The 16721-nt window shown below is 70.2% G+C and carries 15 protein-coding genes; 3 read left to right on the top strand and 12 right to left on the bottom strand.

Translation table 11 applies throughout. From position 1 onward, the window contains the following. Nucleotides 1-5: 5 nt before the first annotated feature. Both ABD298_RS00730 and ABD298_RS00725 read right to left on the bottom strand, forming a co-directional pair. Nucleotides 6-557 (bottom strand): RNA polymerase sigma factor, encoded by a 552-nt coding sequence (locus ABD298_RS00730; RefSeq protein WP_344297507.1) that lies wholly within the window; start codon nucleotides 555-557, stop codon nucleotides 6-8. A gap of 195 nt (nucleotides 558-752) precedes the next feature. Continuing rightward, a complete protein-coding gene (locus ABD298_RS00725; RefSeq protein WP_344297505.1) occupies nucleotides 753-2039 on the bottom strand; it encodes an adenylosuccinate synthase in 1287 nt (428 codons plus the stop codon). 182 nt (nucleotides 2040-2221) lie between these two features. Between ABD298_RS00725 and ABD298_RS00720 the strand changes: the two genes are divergently transcribed. After that, a complete protein-coding gene (locus tag ABD298_RS00720; protein WP_344297503.1) occupies nucleotides 2222-3076 on the top strand; it encodes a DUF1206 domain-containing protein in 855 nt (284 codons plus the stop codon). Here ABD298_RS00720 and ABD298_RS00715 read toward each other — a convergent pair whose 3' ends face one another. From ABD298_RS00715 to ABD298_RS00685, 7 genes are all read right to left on the bottom strand, one after another. Beyond that, complete coding sequence (locus ABD298_RS00715; protein ID WP_344297501.1) at nucleotides 3077-4288, bottom strand: NAD(P)/FAD-dependent oxidoreductase; 1212 nt, start codon at nucleotides 4286-4288, stop codon at nucleotides 3077-3079. It abuts the gene before it with no gap. 72 nt (nucleotides 4289-4360) lie between these two features. Next, nucleotides 4361-5914, bottom strand: a complete 1554-nt coding sequence (menE, locus tag ABD298_RS00710) for an o-succinylbenzoate--CoA ligase (RefSeq protein WP_344297499.1) — start codon at nucleotides 5912-5914, stop codon at nucleotides 4361-4363. Between the two features lie 10 nt (nucleotides 5915-5924). Further along, on the bottom strand, nucleotides 5925-7259 hold the full coding sequence (locus ABD298_RS00705; RefSeq protein WP_344297497.1) for an MFS transporter: 1335 nt from the start codon (nucleotides 7257-7259) through the stop codon (nucleotides 5925-5927). A gap of 49 nt (nucleotides 7260-7308) precedes the next feature. Continuing rightward, complete coding sequence (locus tag ABD298_RS00700) at nucleotides 7309-7800, bottom strand: MaoC family dehydratase (RefSeq protein ID WP_344297495.1); 492 nt, start codon at nucleotides 7798-7800, stop codon at nucleotides 7309-7311. A 20-nt stretch (nucleotides 7801-7820) separates the two neighbouring features. Next, nucleotides 7821-9023: an acyl-CoA dehydrogenase family protein gene (locus ABD298_RS00695; RefSeq protein WP_344297493.1), complete on the bottom strand. Its 1203-nt coding sequence runs from the start codon at nucleotides 9021-9023 to the stop codon at nucleotides 7821-7823. A 1-nt stretch (nucleotide 9024) separates the two neighbouring features. Further along, nucleotides 9025-9876: an amidohydrolase family protein gene (locus ABD298_RS00690; RefSeq protein WP_344297579.1), complete on the bottom strand. Its 852-nt coding sequence runs from the start codon at nucleotides 9874-9876 to the stop codon at nucleotides 9025-9027. A gap of 52 nt (nucleotides 9877-9928) precedes the next feature. Next, complete coding sequence (locus ABD298_RS00685; RefSeq protein ID WP_344297491.1) at nucleotides 9929-10879, bottom strand: SDR family NAD(P)-dependent oxidoreductase; 951 nt, start codon at nucleotides 10877-10879, stop codon at nucleotides 9929-9931. A 141-nt stretch (nucleotides 10880-11020) separates the two neighbouring features. Between ABD298_RS00685 and ABD298_RS00680 the strand changes: the two genes are divergently transcribed. Then, a complete protein-coding gene (locus tag ABD298_RS00680) occupies nucleotides 11021-11491 on the top strand; it encodes a MarR family winged helix-turn-helix transcriptional regulator (protein ID WP_369802266.1) in 471 nt (156 codons plus the stop codon). 21 nt (nucleotides 11492-11512) lie between these two features. Here the strand turns inward: ABD298_RS00680 and ABD298_RS00675 are convergent, their stop codons facing one another. From ABD298_RS00675 to xylA, 3 genes are read right to left on the bottom strand one after another with little or no spacing between them, the layout of a single operon-like run. After that, complete coding sequence (locus ABD298_RS00675) at nucleotides 11513-12772, bottom strand: D-arabinono-1,4-lactone oxidase (protein WP_344297489.1); 1260 nt, start codon at nucleotides 12770-12772, stop codon at nucleotides 11513-11515. Then, complete coding sequence (locus ABD298_RS00670; protein ID WP_344297487.1) at nucleotides 12769-14214, bottom strand: xylulokinase; 1446 nt, start codon at nucleotides 14212-14214, stop codon at nucleotides 12769-12771. Before ABD298_RS00670 ends, ABD298_RS00675 begins: the two co-directional genes overlap by 4 nt. Nucleotides 14215-14218: 4 nt before the next feature. Beyond that, nucleotides 14219-15406, bottom strand: coding sequence for a xylose isomerase (xylA, locus tag ABD298_RS00665; RefSeq protein ID WP_344297485.1), 1188 nt, complete (start codon nucleotides 15404-15406; stop codon nucleotides 14219-14221). A 98-nt stretch (nucleotides 15407-15504) separates the two neighbouring features. Here xylA and ABD298_RS00660 point away from each other — a divergent pair, with 98 nt between their 5' ends. Next, nucleotides 15505-16707 (top strand): ROK family protein, encoded by a 1203-nt coding sequence (locus ABD298_RS00660; RefSeq protein ID WP_344297483.1) that lies wholly within the window; start codon nucleotides 15505-15507, stop codon nucleotides 16705-16707. The last annotated feature ends 14 nt before the right edge of the window (nucleotides 16708-16721 follow it).

The raw sequence follows: 16721 nt of genomic DNA, 5'->3' as shown, positions 1-16721 counted from the left end.
TGCACTCATCGGACCCACTCTTCCTCGGACACGTGCTCCCGCAGCGCCTTGAGGGCCCTGCGCTGGAGCTGCTTGACCGCACCGGGCGACTTTCCCAGCGTGGACGCCACTTCCTCGATGCTCATCTCTCCCACGATGCGCAGGAGAAGCACCTCTCTCTGGTCCCCCTTGAGCTTGCCGATCAGCAGTTCCGCGTCCGAATTGCCGGTGGCGACGAGCGCCTCGTGCTCCGCCGAGCTGGAGAGGCGCCCGTCCAAGAGGGGGTCATAGTCCACGCTCCTGGGGCGCCGCTCGTGGCGCCGGTAGTAGTCCACGACCCGCGCATGCGCCACCGAGAACACGAACGACCGCAGGCCGGACGCCCCGCCGCTGATGCTCCCGAGCCGGGGCAGGACCGTCACGAAGACGTCCTGCGTCAGCGCCTCCGGATCGTCGACGCCGCGCCCCGCAAGGTAGCCCATGACGGCAGGTGCCAGCGCACGGTACACAAGCGTGAAGAGCTCATGCTCCGTCCAGGCACCCGGCGCCAGATCGGCGTCGGTGATGGGTTCTAGCACGGGGTTCCCTCTGCAGACTCCTGCGGCGGACAGGACCCGCTCAGTCTAGCCGTCAGCCAGCTGCGCCGACGGCCGGACCGAGACAGAGAAGAAGCCGGGCTGGAACATGATGGGGGACAGATTCCAGCCCGGCTTGCACTTGGGTAATCGCTCGGGGGCGCGCTGGGGTTACGCGCTCCCGGAAGTTTTTTTGAATCAGTCGATCAGGTCCCTCACGACGATGGTCTGGTCCCGGTCCGGGCCCACCCCGATCGCGGAGAAGCGGGTCCCCGAGAGCTTCTCGAGCGCGAGGACGTAGTCGCGTGCGTTGGCCGGGAGGTCCTCGAGGGTCTTGGCCCCGGAGATGTCCTCGGTCCAGCCGTCGAAGTACTCGAAGATGGGCTTCGCGTGGTGGAACTCGGTCTGCGTCATGGGCATCTCGTCGTGCCGTTCGCCGTCGACGTCGTACGCCACGCACACCGGGATCCTCTCGATTCCGGTGAGCACGTCGAGCTTGGTGAGGAAGTAGTCCGTGAAGCCGTTCACGCGCGAGGCGTGGCGCGCCAGCACGGCGTCGTACCAGCCGCAGCGGCGGGGACGGCCAGTGTTGACCCCGTACTCGCCGCCGGTCTTCTGCAGGTACTCGCCCATCTCATCGAACAGCTCGGTGGGGAACGGGCCCGCACCGACGCGGGTGGTGTAGGCCTTGATGATCCCGATGGCGCGGGAGATGCGGGTCGGGCCGATGCCGGAGCCCACCGAGGCCCCGCCCGCGGTCGGGTTCGAGGACGTCACGAAGGGGTACGTGCCGTGGTCCACGTCGAGGAAGGTGGCCTGGCCGCCTTCCATGAGGACCACCTTGCCGTCGTCGAGCGCCTGGTTGAGGACGTAGGTCGAGTCGATGACGAGGGGGCGGAGACGCTCTGCGTAGGAGAGGAAGTACTGGACGATCTCCTCCTCGATGACGGCGCGGCGGTTGTAGACCTTCACGAGGAGCTCGTTCTTCTGGCGGAGCGAGCCCTCCACCTTCTGCCGCAGGATCGACTCGTCGAACACGTCCTGCACGCGGATGCCGAGGCGCGCGACCTTGTCCATGTACGCGGGCCCGATGCCACGCCCGGTGGTCCCGATCGCGCGCTTGCCGAGGAAGCGCTCCGTGACCTTGTCGAGGGTCTGGTGGTAGGGCGCGACGAGGTGGGCGTTGGCGGAGACACGCAGCCGGGAGGTGTCGCCGCCGCGGGCCTGGAGGCCCTCGATCTCCTCGAAGAGCGCCTCGAGGTTCACCACGCAGCCGTTGCCGATGATCGGGACCGCGTTGGGGCTGAGGATGCCGGCCGGGAGGAGCTTGAGCTCGTACTTCTGCCCGCCGACGACCACGGTGTGCCCGGCGTTGTTGCCGCCGTTGGGCTTGACGACGTAGTCCACACGGCCACCCAGCAGATCCGTGGCCTTGCCCTTGCCCTCGTCACCCCACTGGGCTCCGACGATCACGATTGCTGGCATGGATTCCTCCCCGGGACACCGCCCACGGCCCGGCTGGCCGTCGGCCTACATGCGAAGGCCCCGGTTCCACTGCGCACCTCGAGGGGTAAGAGCAAGAAGGCCGGGGCTCTTGCCACCCAAGTCTACCGAAGCGGTGCCCGGGGCCGCGAAAATAGGCGCACGACGACGATGAGGAGGCTTCCATGCCAGGGGGCACCGAGGCGGGGGGATCAATGGGCGGGGCAGCGAAGGGTGCCGCGCGCGATGCGGCGAGCGGCACCGTTCGGGCGGCCCGGTCCAAGGGGGGCCGGGCGCTCGCGCAGGGCGGGTTCGTCTTCGTCGGCCTCCTCCACCTGATCATCGCCTACCTCGCACTGAGGATCGCCCTGGGCGGCCAGGGCGAGCACGCCGACCAGAGCGGCGCCATCCAGCAGATCGCCGGGGCACCCGGGGGCCTGGTCGTCCTATGGGTGGCCGCCCTGTGCTGCGCCGCCCTCGCCCTGTGGTGGATCAGCGAGGCGATCCTGTCCGCCCGGAGCAGGTCCGAGGGCACGTGGGACGTGCTCTCTGCCGCCGGCAAGGCCGCCGTGTTCCTCGCCATCGGCGGGCTGTTCCTCTCCTATGCGCTGGGCGCAGGCAAGGACTCGCGCCAGAAGTCGCAGGAGATCACCGCCACGATTCTCGCGGCCCCGGGAGGGCAGGTGGTCCTGGTCGTCCTCGGGCTCGTGGTGGTCGGGACGGGGGTGTACTACGTCTGGCGGGGCGTGAGCCGGAAGTTCATCGGCACAGAGATCTCCCCGCACGGCCGCGCGCGAAAGCCGGTCGAGGCGGTGGGGGTGCTGGGCTACGCCGCCAAGGGCGCCGCGCTCGGCATCGTCGGCGTCCTCGTGACCGTGGCGGCGCTGCGCTTCGACGCCTCCGAGCAGACCGGGCTCGACGGCGCCCTCAAAGGCCTCGCCGCGCAGCCGTACGGCGCGTGGATCCTCGGCATCGTCGCCGTGGGACTCGCCTGCTTCGGGCTGTACTCGGCCGCGCGGGCCAAGTATGGGCAGATGTAGCTAGCGGGCGAGCGTCCTGAGGCTGACGGCGGGGTTCGCCAGATCGGCGGGATCGGCCTTGATGCGCCGGTCGATCATGCGCCGGGCGGCGCGCACGGCCGTCCCGCCGTCGACTGCCGCGCAGCCCACGACATAGCCGTCGGGGTCGAGCCGGAAGGCCACGGTCGGGACGCCGTCCACCTCCCGCAGCACGGTCGTCCCCTCGGCCGTCATGGACCCGACGCCCTCGACGTGGACCCCGTGGCGGTCGGACCAGAACCAGGCCGCCCCGTGCTCGGGACGGTCGTGGCCGAGGAGAGCGGCGGCCGCCGTCGTGCCCGTGTTCATGGCATGCTCCCAGTGCTCAGCACGCGGCATGAGGGTCCCGTCCGGCAGTCTGGTCCGGGCCACATCGCCCACCGCATAGACCCGTGGGTGCGCCGTCCGCTGGGACTCGTCGACGAGCACGCCGTCGTCCACCGCTAGGCCGGCCGCTTCCGCGAGCGCGGTGCGGGGCACGATGCCGATGCCTGCGAGGACGACGTCGGCGGCCACCGTCTCGCCGGACGCGAGCCTCACGTAGTGCTCGCCGCCGTCGCGCGTGATGCCCGTGGGCAGGCCGGTGACAACCCGGATTCCCTCGGCCGCATGCATGTCGTGGAGGCGGCGGGCGAGCTCCGGGCCGACGGCAGGGGCCAAGGGCGGGTCGACGGGGTCGATGAGCGTCACCTCGGCTCCGAGCCGCAGCGCCGAGGAGGCCACCTCGGCGCCGATGAGGCCCGCCCCGATGACGGCCAAGCGGGTGCCGGGCCGCAGCAGCGCGCGCAGGCGGTCGGCGTCCTCCCTGCTCCGAAGCTCGAGGACCGAGTCGAGGTCCCCGCCCGGGATGGGGAGCCGGCGGGCCGCTCCCCCCGTGGCCAGGACGATCGCCGCGGCCGCGATGGTGCACCCGTCCTCGAGGACCACCTCGCCCTGGTCGGGGCGGAGCTCCGCCACGGTGCCGCTCACGACGTCGACCCTGTTCTCCGCGAACCACTCCGCCTTGGTGAGCTGGATGGCCTCGGCGCCGCGGGCGCCGAGGAGGTAGCCCTTGCTCAAGGGCGGGCGGTCGTAGGGCAGGCCCTCAGGGTCGACGATCGTGATGGCCCCGGTGAAGCCGCGCGAGCGCAGCTCCTTCGCGGTCGTGAAGCCGGCCAGGCCGCCCCCGACGATGGTGACGGACGACAGGGACATGGCGCGCTTCCTCCAGTTCGGGACTGCCAGCCTACCGCCCCGCCGGCCCGTCGTTGCCTGCTCCCGCGCCGCCTACCCCGCGTACTGCTTGCGCAGCTCCGTCTTGCGGATCTTCCCGCTGGCGGTGCGCGGCATCTCCTCGACGAACACGACCGACTTGGGGATCTTGTACCGCGCGAGCCGCCCGTCGAGGTGTGCCCGGACCTCCTCCTCGGTGAGGGTCATGCCGTCCCGGACGGTCACGATGGCCTTGGGCACCTCGCCCCACTTGTCGTCGGGCACACCGATCACCGCGACCGACGCGACCGGCTCGAGCTCGACGATGACACCCTCGACCTCGGCAGGGTAGATGTTCTCTCCCCCGGAGATGATCATGTCCTTGAGCCGGTCCGAGACGAAGAGGAAGCCCTCCTCGTCGAGGTAGCCCATGTCCCCGGACTTGAACCAGATGCCGTCAGCGAACGAGTCCCGCGTCGCTTCGGACCGGTTCCAGTACTGCTTGATGACGTTGGGGCCGGAGATCTGGATCTCCCCCACCTCGCCGGGCCCGACCGCCTCTCCGATCGGGTCCACGATGCGCACGTCCGTAAAGAACTGCGGAAGGCCGGAGGAGCCCGCCTTCTCCCTGGACCGCCACACGGGCAGCGTGGTCGCTCCCGGGGCCGTCTCCGTCATGCCGTAGCCGTTGGAGAACCCGAGGCCGCGCTCCTCGTAGGCCTCGAGGACCCGCATCGGGACCGCCGACCCGCCGCACGTGAGCTTGTCGAGGGAGCTGATGTCCGTCGTCGCCCAGGCGGGGTGCTCGGCCAGCAGCTGGTAGGTGGTCGGCACGCCGCTCAGGGCGGTGATGCGGTGCTTCTCGATGAGCCCGAGCGTCCGGCCTGGATCGAACTTCTGCTCGAGTACCACCGTGGCGCCCTTGAGCAGCATCGGCAGGAGCCCCATGTCGAGGGAGGCCACGTGGAACAGCGGCGAGATCATGAGCGCGATGTCGTTCCGGTTCACGTCCATGTCCGTGATCACGTTGATGCAGTTCCACGTGATGTTGCCGTGCGTGAGCAGGGCACCCTTCGGACGGCCGGTGGTGCCGGAGGTGTAGAGGATCATGGCGCCGTCGTCGTGCGTCACGGCCTCGTCGATCACCTCGGCCGGTGCCGCGGCGAGCGCGTCCTCGTAGCGTTCGACGCCGGCGGCGCCGGTCCCAGCGGTGGTGGGGCCGGCGTCGTGCGCAGCGCCGACGACGAGCCGCCGCTGCACCCCGGTCCCCTCGACCGCGGCAGCGGCGAGGGCGTCGAGGGCGGCACCGTGGACGAGGAGCCTCGTGCCGGAGTCCTCGAGCTGGTACTGGAGCTCGGGCGCGGCCAGGCGCGTGTTGAGCGGGATGAAGATGGCGCCCAGGATGCCGGCAGCGAAGAACGTCTCGACGAAGGCCGGGTCGTTCTCTCCGAGGTAGGCGACCCTGTCGCCCCGGGCGACCCCGCGGCGGCGCAGGGCATTCGCGAGGCGGTCCGCCCGCTCGGACAGCTCGGCGTAGGTGAGCTCGAGTTCCCCCGCCACGAGGGCGACCTTGGGACCGGACTTCGGGCGGCGGCGGTGGAGCCAGGAGCCAACTCCGTTGTTGTACATGGCGTCAGTCCTATCGAACGGTGGTGAGGTCGTTGTCCTTGGACTCCCGCGTGAGCAGGATGAACACGGCGGAGACGATGGACATCACGGCGAGGAACGCGACGACCGCGCCGATGCTCTCGCCCGAGTCCTTGTAGAGCGAGGCGACGATGCCTGGGGTGAAGCCTGCGCCGATGAGGGTCGCGAGCTGGTAGCCGAGCGCCGCCCCCGTGTAGCGGGACGTGGTGCCGAACTGCTCCGAGACGAAGGCGGCCAGCGGCCCGTAGAGCGTCGAGTGCAGGATGAGTGCCACCGTGAAGGCGAGCAGCACGAGCCACACGTTGCCCGATCCGAGCAGGCCGAACATCGGGAACAGGTACGCGACGAAGAGCACGAGTCCCACGACCATCACAGGCCGCCGTCCCAGCCGGTCCGAGATCCGGCCGCCCAGGAGCACGAAGGCGATGGAGATGGCCGAGGCTGCGGCGAAGGCGTACAGCACGCCCTGCTGCGGCGCCCCCTTGGACACGGCATAGGTCACCGAGAATGTGGGCAGCACCACCTGGAGGCCGAACCCCGCGGCGCCGGCGAGCATGATGAAGACCAGCGCCTTCGGACGCCTCAGGACGGCCAGCAGCGGCGCCTTCGGAGCGCGCTGCCCGGCGCCCTTGGACGCTTCGGCGGCGACGGCGGCGGAGAAGATCGGGCTCTCGGAGATCCGCACCCGGACGAACATTCCCACCAGGAGGAGCCCGAAGGAGAGAAGGAACGGCACCCGCCAGCCCCAGGCCAGGAAGGCGTCCTGGGGCAGAGCCGAGAAGATGCCCATGACCACCGTCCCCAGGACCGCCCCGGAGGGGGCGCCCGCATTGACGAACGACGCCGCGAAGCCGCGCCGCTTGGGATCGGAGTGCTCGAGCGCCATGAGCGCGGCCCCACCCCATTCGCCCCCGACGGCGATCCCCTGGAGCACGCGCAGCAGCACCAGGATCACGGCGCCCCAGGGCCCGATGACGTTCGCACCCGGGATGAATCCGATGAGGGTCGAGGCGATGCCCATGACCGCCATGGACACGATGAGCATCCCCTTGCGGCCCAGCCTGTCGCCGAAGTGGCCGAAGATGATCCCGCCGAGCGGGCGGGCGACATAGCCGGCGGCGAACGTCGCGTACGCGGCGACGACGCCGACCCAGGGATCTGTGCCGGCGAAGAAGACCTTGGGGAACGCCACGGCGGCGGCCGTCGCGTACAGGAGGAAGTCGTAGAACTCGATGGTGCTGCCCAGATAGCTGGACAGGATGACGCGGCGGGCTTCCTTGCGCTGCGCGCTCGTGCTCATGTGCGTGAGCTGAAGGGTTCCAGACATTGGAGGTTCCTAGGGGCGGGGCGGACGGGGATGGACTGGACCGAGGGGCCTACTTGTAGAAGCGGGCGAGGAACTCGGCGACGACGGCCGGGCGCTCCTGGCCTTCGATCTCGATGGTCGCGTTGACCTTGATCTGCGCGCCGCCCTTGACCTCGGAGACCTCGGCGATGGTGCCGACCATGCGGACCTTGGAGCCGACCTTGACGGGGGAGGTGAAGCGGACCTTGTCGAGGCCGTAGTTGACCTTCGTCGTGACGCCATCGACGTCGAACAGCTCGCCCCAGAAGGGGATGACGAGCGACAGGGTCAGGAAGCCGTGCGCGATCGGGGCGCCGAAGGGGCCGTCCTTGGCCCGCTCGGGGTCGGTGTGGATCCACTGGTGGTCGTCGGTGGCGTCGGCGAAGAGGTTGACGCGGTCCTGGGTGATCTCCATCCAGTCGGTCGCGCCGAGGTCGGCGCCGGCCATGGTGAGGAGCTTGTCGAAGTCGACGACGAGCCTGGGCTCGGTGGAACGGGACTCGGCGGTGCGGGGCGTGGTCATGGTGGTCTCCTGTGGGTTCTCTATTTGGTGAAGGCACTCTGCCCGGTGAGGGCGCGCCCGACGATGAGGGCGTTGATCTCGTGCGTGCCCTCATAGGAGTAGACGGCTTCGGCGTCGGCGTGGAACCGGGCGACGTCGGTGTCGAGGGTGATGCCGTTGCCGCCCACCACCTCGCGGGCGAGGGCCACGGTCTCGCGCATGAGGAGGGAGGTCTGCATCTTGGCCAGGGCGGAGTCCTGGTCCCGGTAGATACCCTTCTCCTGCTGCTCGGTGAGCCGGACGACGAGGGACAGGCTCGAGGTGAGGTTGCCCAGCATGCGGGCGAGCTTCTCCTGGACGAGCTGGAACGAGCCGAGCTGGCGGCCGAACTGCTCGCGCTCCCGCACGTACTTGAGCGCGGCTTCGAACGCCCCAGCCTGGATGCCGGTGGCGATCCAGGCGACATCCGAGCGCATGGCGCGCAGCATCGCGGCCACGTCCTTGAACGAGTTCACGTTGTGGAGGCGGTCCGCCTCGGTGACGCGCACGCCGTCGAGCGTGATGTGCGCGTTCTGCATCATCCGCAGCGCCGTCTTGCGGTGGATCTTCTCGAGGGTGACGCCGGGCGCTTCCCGCGGGACGAGGAAGGCCTTCACCTGCCCGTCGGCCACGTCGCGGGCGAAGACCGCCAGGACGTCAGCGGTGAACGCCCCGCCGATCCAGCGCTTCGCGCCGTCGAGGACCCAGGTGTCCGTGCCCGGCTCACGCCTCGCCGTGGTCGCGAGGCCGCCGGCGATGTCCGAGCCGTGCTCCGGCTCCGTCAGGGAGAAGACGCCCTTGAGCGTGAAGTCGATGACCTTCGGCATCCACTCTCGGCTCTGCTCCTCGGACGCGCCCACCCTGATGGCGGTGCGGAAGAGCCCGGCCTGGGCCGTGTAGAACGTCGCGATCGAGGCGTCCGTGCGGGCCAGCTCGAAGATGCGGAAGCCCTGGTAGATTCCCCGGGCCGGGCGGCTGCCCCTCCCCCCGGCGCCGCCGGTGAGCTCCGCGGGCTCCATGAGGTCCAGGTCGATGAGCGGCTGGGCGATCTCGTAGGGGAACTCGCCGCGTTCCCAGTAGTCGGCCACGAGTGGCTTGGCCTTCGTCTCGAGGAACTCCCGCAGCCTCCCCAGCACGAGGCGCTCCTCGTGCGTGAGCAGCGATTCGGCGTCGTACCAGTCGGCGATCGAGTAGAGGCGGTCCATGTCAGCGACCCTCTCCATTGGCACCCAGCCCGAGGAGCTTCAGGGCGTTGCCCTTGAGGATCTTGGGGCGGACTTCGTCCTTGAGCGGGAGGTCGGCGAAGGCGCCGAGCCACTTCGCCGGGGTGATGAGCGGGAAGTCGGTGCCGAAGAGGACCTTGTCGGCCAGCATGGAGTTCGAGGCGCGCACGAGGGATTCCGGGAAGTACTTCGGGGACCAGCCGGAGAGGTCGATGAACACGTTCGACTTGTGCGTCGCGATCGAGATGGCCTCGTCCTGCCATGGCACTGACGGGTGGGCCATGATCACGGTCAGGCCGGGGAAGTCGGCGGCGACGTCGTCGAGCAGGAGCGGGTTCGAGTACCGCAGCTTGATGCCGTGGCCGCCCGGCATGCCCGCGCCCATCCCGTTCTGGCCCGTGTGGAAGACCGCCGGCAGGCCCAGCTCCTCGAGCGCCGCCCACAGCGGGTAGAACTCCTCGCTGGACGGGTCGAATCCCTGCAGGGAGGGGTGGAACTTGAATCCGCGGGCCCCGAGCTCGAGCGCCTGATGCTTGGCGCGGGCGATCGCGTCCTCGCCCGTGCGCGGGTCCACCGAGCCGAACGGGATGAGGACGTCGTTGTGCTCGGCCGCGCCGGCGATGAGGTCCTCGATCGAGTTGGGCTCGTGGTGGAGCTGGGTGCGGGCGTCGACCGTGAAGACCACCGCCGCCATGTTCAGCCCGCGGTAGGTGTCCGCGATCTTCTCGAGGGTGGGGTGCCGGTCCTCGGCCTTGAAGTACTTCGAGGAGGCCTCGTTGAGGTCGTCCGGGAGGGAGCAGTGGCCGTGGCCGTCGATCTCGACGTGCACGTGCATGTCGATCGCGTCGATGGCCTCGACGTCGATGCCGAGTTCGTACCGGGCCACCTCAGGCACCGGCCTTCGCGGCGGCGTTGTCGGCCTCCGGCCGCAGCTCGGCGGGCAGCGGGAGGAACTCCTCGCCCACGCTCTGCAGGTGGCCGCCGATGAGCTCGGCGCCGCGCTCTTGGAGGGCCTCGTACGTCCAGCCACCCTCGCGGTAGTCGGTCGTGGCCGGCTCCGGGTGGGTCCACACCTGCAGGCGGTCGCCGCCGGCGCCGATCGCCTGGCCCGTGATGCCGGCGGCGGCGTCGGAGGCCAGGTACGCGACGAGGCCGGCCACGTCGTCGGCCGTGCCGAAGCCGAGGTCGTGGCGGAAGAAGGCCGGCATGGCCTCGCCGCGCTCGTCCGCCTCGACAGCCTTGGCGAAGTACGGGACCGTCTTGGTCATCGCGGTCGCGGCCACGGGGATGACGGCGTTGACCGTCACGCCGGCCTTCTTCATCTCCAGCGCCCACGTGCGCACCATGCCGACGATCCCGGCCTTCGCCGCGGCGTAGTTGGTCTGGCCGAAGTTGCCGCGCTGCCCGGTCGGGGAGCCGATGGTGACGATGCGGCCGGCCACCCCGTTCTCCTTGAAGTACGCGTAGGCCTCGCGGACGCACGTGAACGTGCCCTTGAGATGGACGTTGATGACGAGGTCGAAGTCCTCGTCCGTCATCTTCAGCAGGCTCTTGTCCCGCAGGATGCCGGCGTTCGTGACAAGGATGTCCAGACGGCCGAACGCCTCCACGGCACCGTCGACGAGGGCCTTGGCGGCCTCGGACGTTCCCACGGGAACGACGACGGCCGTCGCCTTCCCGCCGTCGGCCTCGATCTGCGCCACGGCCGCGGCGGCGGTCTCCTCGTTGACGTCGTTGACGACGACCGCAGCGCCCTGACGGGCCAGCTCACGGGCGTAGGCGAGGCCCAGGCCCTGTCCGCTGCCGGTCACGATCGCTACCTTGCCTGCCAAGCTCATGCCATGCTCCTTCGCACTTCGCTCCATGCGGTGCCCGCGGCCTGCTGACCGTGAGACCCTTGTCACAGTCCATGAAATTACGGATCATTGAGAATGTCAACGATTGATTTTTTCGTCCAGATTTTTCGCACAGTGTAGGAGATGCCCATGAGCGTGGACTTCCAGATTGAAGGCGACGGCGCTCCGCGGCTCGCTTCCTCGGCCATCGGCGGCGACGTCGGCCTGCTGCTGGCCAAGCTGCACGCGACCGGGTCCGTGCTCAACAACCACGCCCTGGCGGAGTTCGGGCTGCGAGAGCGCTCCTACTCAGTGCTGCGCCTCGCCTGCAGCGGCCTCGAGCCGACCCAGCGCGAGCTCGCGGACTTCCTGAGCCTTGACCCGAGCCAGATCGTCAGCCTCGTGGACGAGCTCGAGAAGCGCGGCCTCGTGACGCGCGAGCAGGGACGCACGGACAGGCGCCAGAAGATCGTGCTCGCGACCCCGGAGGGCGAAGTGGTGCATGCGAAGGCGCAGGCGGAGATCAGGGCCTGCGAGCGCCAGCAGCTCTCGGCGCTGACGGACGACGAGGCCGGCACGCTCACGGCGCTGCTCCGCAAGGCGCTCTGGGCGTAGGTCGGCCCCAGGAGGACCGGGTCAGGCGCCCAAGGTACGGTCCAGATAGGCGTTGCGGAACAGCCCCGCAGGATCGCGGGTGGCGACCAGGTCCCGGAAGTCGTCGAACCGCGGGTAGAGTCCCCTGAGCCGCGAAGAGCCCAGTGCGAACACCTTCCCCCAATGGGGCCGCGCCCCGAACGGTGCCAGGGAAGCTTCGAGTTCAGGAAGGAACGCCTCGACCTCCATAGGCAGCGGCCGCCACGTGAAGTGCAGGGCGATGCTGTCCTGACGGTACGAGGGGCTGAGCCAGAACTCGTCCGAAGCGACAGTCCTGACCTCTGAGACGAACAGGAGCGGAGCGAGCCTCTCAGCCAGGCCGCGCACCGACTGGAGTGCCTCGGCAGCGTGCGACCGAGGCAGCAGGTACTCCGTCTGGAGTTCGTCCCCAGCGCTCGGCGTGAATTCGTGCCGGAAATGAGGCAGGCGGTCAAGCCAGGGCCCGGGCACATCGAGCTGCTCAGTGCAGTTCGCCGCATCCATCTCCGGAAGGGGGTGCCGCTGCCGAGTGGCGGGCATCGCGCCATGGAAGGACGACGGCGCGGGGCCGGGTTCAGCGTCAAGGCGCACCTTCCGCCACACCTGCTGCACGCAGTCGCCGGCGTAGTCCGTGAAGAGCGAGACGCTGTAGCCGTCCCCGGCCACCGCATCGTAGTCTGCGAGCACCGCTTCCCATGGCAAGTCCTCGAACACCTGCTGGCGCACCTGATAGCTGGGCTCGATCGCGAGTTCGAGCGCCGTCACGATCCCCAGCGCGCCGAGCCCAACCACCGAGCCGAAGTACTCGTCGCCATCGCCCTCCTCGAGGCGCCCGATGTCCCCGGACGCCCGCACCAACTCGACGGCCTTCACCGCTGAGGCCAGCCCCGGGTTCCTCATCCCAGAGCCATGGGTGCCCGTCTGGACCGCTCCGGCCACGGAGATGTGCGGGAGCGACGCCATGTTCTTCAGCGCCCATCCCCCGCGCTCGAGTGCGAGCGCCAACTCTCCATAGGTGCGCCCTCCCGGCACGCGGACGGTCGCGCGGGACGAGTCGAGCTCGACCCCGTCCGGCATCCTGTCCAGCACCACCTGAAGGCCGGAGGTGTCGGCGACATCGTTGAAGCAGTGCCGCGAGCCCAGGGCCTTGACCCGGTCCCCGCGGCGCGCGGCGGCTGCGACAAGCTCGGCGAGCTCTGCCGTGGACTCGGGCCGAGCCACGGAAGCAGCCGAATAGTCGAGGTTGCCGGCCCAGTTCTTCATGCCCGCCCGCCAAGGTAGGCCGTCGAGACGACCGTGCGGTACCGGTCGAGGATACGCGGATCGGGAGGCGACGTGACCGTCGTCGTGCGGTGGGTCTCCCAGTCTGGGAGCTGCCCGCCGAGCACTCCCGCGGCTTGGCGTGCGGCGCCGTCGGCCACGTACTCTCCGGGTTCGGGGACGAGGACGGTGAGCCCGAGGATCTGGGCTGCTGCTTCCTGGACGGCACGCGATCGTGCGCCTCCCCCGACAAGGATGGCTCGTTCAGCCTGGACACCCTGCGCCGTCAGCGCCGCGAGCCCGTCCGCGAGGGAGCACATGATGCCTTCGACGGCGGCCCGTGCGAGGTTCGCGGGCGTGTAGCTCTTCAGCGTGATGCCGTGCAGGGAGCCCATCGCGTCCGGCAGGTTCGGCGTGCGCTCCCCCTCGAAGTACGGCACGAGCGTCAGTCCGTCCGCCCCGGACGGGGCGGCGAGCGCCAACTCGGTCAGCTCGGGCAGCGTGACGCCGAGCAGCGCCGCCGTCGCATCCAGCACGCGCGAGGCGTTGAGAGTGCAGACCAGCGGGAGGTAGTGCCCGGTGGCGTCGGCGAAGCCGGCGACAAGCCCGGACGCGTCGGACGTCGCGTGCCCGCCCACGGCGAAGACGGTGCCCGAGGTGCCGATCGAGACCACGACGTCGCCGACCCCCGCTCCGACCCCGAGAGCGGCCCCGGCATTGTCCCCGGCCCCCGGTCCCAGAAGGGCTCCCGGGGCGAGCACGCGTGCGGTCCCCGCCGATTCGAGGGGGCCGAGCACCCGCGGCAGCGCCGGAACCCGGCCGAGAGCCTGCTCGAGCACCTCCGGAAGGTAGTCGCCTGCGGCGGGCGACCAGTACCCAGTCCCCGACGCATCCGAGCGGTCCGTGGCCAGGGCAGCGAGCCCTGCCGCCCCGGACCCGGCCCCGTGCCCGGCGAGGCGCCAGGTGAGCCAGTCGTGCGGGAGGCAGACTGCCGCCGTGCGCGCCGCGTTCTCAGGCTCGTTCTCTGCCAGCCACCGCAGCTTGGCCGCGGTGATCGAGGCGACCGGCACGGTGCCGATCGCCTCGGCCCAGAACCGCGCGCCGGAGGAGGTATCGCCGTCGCCCGCCTCTTTGACCAGCTCCTCCGCCGCAGCGGCGGAGCGGGTGTCGTTCCAGAGCAGGGCGGGCCTGACGACCTGGCCGGAGGCGTCGAGGCACACCATGCCGTGCTGCTGGCCGGCGACCGAGACGGCGGCGACGTCGTCGAGCCCGCCCGCGGCGGCCACGGCGGTCTGGAGGGAGTCCCACCACGCGTCGGGGTGGACCTCAGTGCCCTCGGGGTGGCGGGCCGAGCCGGAGCGCATGAGCCTTCCGGTCTCGGCATCGCGGACAACGACCTTGCAGGACTGGGTGGAGCTGTCGACTCCGGCGACGAGCGTGGCCATGGAGTCAGCGTGCCCCGAGGAGGTGCTCGAGGGCGAGCTGGTTGAGGCGGATGAGGGCGTACGACCGCTCCGCGGCCTTCTCGGCGTCGAACTCGTCGTAAGCGGAGGCGTCGGCGAGCAGGTCCGCCGTTGTCTCCCCCGCCGCGAGCGTGGGCTCGGCGAGTTCGAAGACGCCCGAGGCAGCGAGGGCCTCCTGGACCTCGGCGTCGGCGCGGAACGCGGCCGCACGCTCCGCCAGGAGCAGGTACATGCGCATGTTCGCCTTCGCAGACTCCCACACGCCGTCGTACCCATCCGTGCGGGAGGGCTTGTAGTCGAAGTGGCGGGGGCCCTCGTAGCGGGGACCGCCGTTCGGGAAGCCGTTCTCGAGCAGGTCGACCGTGAAGAACGCGCTCGTCAGGTCGCCGTGGCCGAAGACGAGGTCCTGGTCGTACTTGATGCCACGCTGGCCGTTGAGGTCGATGTGGAACAGCTTGCCGGCCCACAGCGCCTGGGCGATGCCGTGGGTGAAGTTCAGCCCGGCCATCTGCTCATGGCCCGTCTCGGGGTTCAGGCCCACGATGTCCCCGTGCTCGAGCTGTGCGATGAACGCGAGGCCGTGGCCCACGGTCGGGAGGAGGATGTCCCCACGCGGCTCGTTCGGCTTGGGCTCGAGGGCGATGCGCAGCCCGTAGCCCTTCTCCTTGATGTAGGCCGCCGCCGTGTCCACGCCCTCGCGGTACCGGTCCAGCGCCGCGGCGAGGTCCTTCGACCCGTCGTACTCGGAGCCCTCGCGGCCGCCCCACATCACGAACGTCTCGGCACCGAGCTCGGCGGCGAGGTCGATGTTGCGCAGCACCTTGGCAAGGCTGAAGCGGCGCACCGAACGGTCGTTGGACGTGAACCCGCCGTCCTTGAACACCGGGTGGCTGAACAGGTTGGTCGTGACCATGGGGACCTTCAGGCCCGTCTCCTCGAGGGCGGCGCGGAAGCGCTTGAGGATCAGCTCCCGCTCGTCCGCGGTGGCGCCGAACGGGACCAGGTCGTTGTCGTGGAAGGTGATGCCGTACGCGCCGAGCTCGGCCAGCCGGTGCACCGCCTCGACCGGATCGAGCTCCTTGCGGGTCGGGACGCCGAACGGGTCATTGCCCGTCCAGCCCACGGTCCAGAGGCCGAAGGTGAACTTGTTCTCAGGGGTAGGCGCCAGTGCCATGGGGAGCTCCTCGTGAAGGGGACGGGTGAATTAGTATTCATTCTGAACTATATGGACCATGATGTGATGTGGTCAACACTTTTTCTTCGGGAGGACCCATGACGTCTCAGGCCACGCCCGCACCCGGACGGGTGGGGGATGTCCGGCGTCGGAACCTGGCCCTCGTCCTGAGCCGTCTCGGCCCGGATGCTGTCGCGAGCAGAGCAGAGATCGCGGCCGCCACCGGCCTGACCAAGGCATCGGTCTCCAGCCTCGTGGCGGACCTCCTCGAGACCGGGCTCCTCGAGGAACTCGGCGTCACCCGCGGCGGCGAGCGCGGTCGGCCCGGCGTGGGCCTCGCGCTGAACCCGCGCCGCGGCGCGCTCGGCGCCGAGGTCAACGTGGACTACCTGGCCGTGGGCGTCCTCGACCTGAGGGGCCAGCTCCGCGTCCACGAGACGGTCGAGGCCTCCAACCAGGGCCGGGCCCCGGGGGACGTCCTCGCCGACCTCCACGGCCTGGCCGCCCGCGTCCGCGATGCCGCCAGGGCGGACGGGGTCGAGCTCCTGGGCGGAGGCCTGGCCGTCCCCGGCATCGTGGACGCGACCTCGGGCACGGTCGCCACCGCACCCAACCTTGGATGGGTAGATCTGCCCCTCGACGACGCCCTCGAGGACCTCGTACCGGGAACGCCATTCGCGGCCGAGCTCTCCAACGAAGCGGACAGCGCGGCCCTCGCCGAGCTCTGGTACGGGCGCGGACGCGCGCTCGGCTCCTACCTCTACCTCTCGGGAGAAGTGGGCGTAGGAGGCGGCCTCGTCATCGGCTCACAGCTGTTCACGGGCGCCGGCGGCCATGCCGGCGAGGTGGGCCACGTCGTCGTCGATCCCGGTGGACACCGCTGCTCCTGCGGCGGCCGCGGGTGCGTCGAGACCGTGGCCGGACAGGAGGCGATCCTCGCTGCCGCGGGCATCACCGGCGGTGGAAGCACGACGACGGGTCGGCTGGCTGCGCTGACCAGGTCCCTGGACGCCGGGGACGCCAGGGCGATCGACGCGGTCAAGCGCGCGGGCGAGGCGCTCGCGGTAGCAGTCGTCGCCGCCGCACGGCTCGTGGACCTCTCTGCGGTAGTCCTCGGAGGCCATTTCGGGCTGCTCCGCGACGTCCTCGGACCCGCTCTCGACGAGACGCTCGAGGACCTCGCGCCAGGCCGCGTCGCCGACGTCACCTTCTCCGACCTCGGCGCCTCCGCCGCGGTGACGGGGGCGGCCGGTGCTGCGGTGCGGCGAGCCCTCGCAGCGCCGCACGTGCTCCTGGGCTGACGATCCTGTCAGGG

The sequence above is a fragment of the Sinomonas flava genome (genome assembly GCF_039531875.1).
GTDB classification, from domain to species: Bacteria; Actinomycetota; Actinomycetes; order Actinomycetales; family Micrococcaceae; genus Sinomonas; species Sinomonas flava.
The sequence above is the reverse complement of the archived record's forward strand: the minus strand, read 5'-3'. Positions and strand labels throughout refer to the sequence as shown.

Bases quoted from the DNA above. Each gene is read 5' to 3' on its own strand.
- ABD298_RS00725 (WP_344297505.1), bottom strand. From the start codon at position 2,039: ATGCCAGCAATCGTGATCGTCGGAGCCCAGTGGGGTGACGAGGGCAAG.
- ABD298_RS00720 (WP_344297503.1), top strand. From the start codon at position 2,222: ATGCCAGGGGGCACCGAGGCGGGGGGATCAATGGGCGGGGCAGCGAAG.
- ABD298_RS00715 (WP_344297501.1), bottom strand. From the start codon at position 4,288: ATGTCCCTGTCGTCCGTCACCATCGTCGGGGGCGGCCTGGCCGGCTTC.
- menE (WP_344297499.1), bottom strand. From the start codon at position 5,914: ATGTACAACAACGGAGTTGGCTCCTGGCTCCACCGCCGCCGCCCGAAG.
- ABD298_RS00705 (WP_344297497.1), bottom strand. From the start codon at position 7,259: ATGTCTGGAACCCTTCAGCTCACGCACATGAGCACGAGCGCGCAGCGC.
- ABD298_RS00700 (WP_344297495.1), bottom strand. From the start codon at position 7,800: ATGACCACGCCCCGCACCGCCGAGTCCCGTTCCACCGAGCCCAGGCTC.
- ABD298_RS00695 (WP_344297493.1), bottom strand. From the start codon at position 9,023: ATGGACCGCCTCTACTCGATCGCCGACTGGTACGACGCCGAATCGCTG.
- ABD298_RS00690 (WP_344297579.1), bottom strand. From the start codon at position 9,876: ATGCACGTGCACGTCGAGATCGACGGCCACGGCCACTGCTCCCTCCCG.
- ABD298_RS00685 (WP_344297491.1), bottom strand. From the start codon at position 10,879: ATGAGCTTGGCAGGCAAGGTAGCGATCGTGACCGGCAGCGGACAGGGC.
- ABD298_RS00680 (WP_369802266.1), top strand. From the start codon at position 11,021: ATGCCCATGAGCGTGGACTTCCAGATTGAAGGCGACGGCGCTCCGCGG.
- ABD298_RS00675 (WP_344297489.1), bottom strand. From the start codon at position 12,772: ATGAAGAACTGGGCCGGCAACCTCGACTATTCGGCTGCTTCCGTGGCT.
- ABD298_RS00670 (WP_344297487.1), bottom strand. From the start codon at position 14,214: ATGGCCACGCTCGTCGCCGGAGTCGACAGCTCCACCCAGTCCTGCAAG.
- xylA (WP_344297485.1), bottom strand. From the start codon at position 15,406: ATGGCACTGGCGCCTACCCCTGAGAACAAGTTCACCTTCGGCCTCTGG.
- ABD298_RS00660 (WP_344297483.1), top strand. From the start codon at position 15,505: ATGACGTCTCAGGCCACGCCCGCACCCGGACGGGTGGGGGATGTCCGG.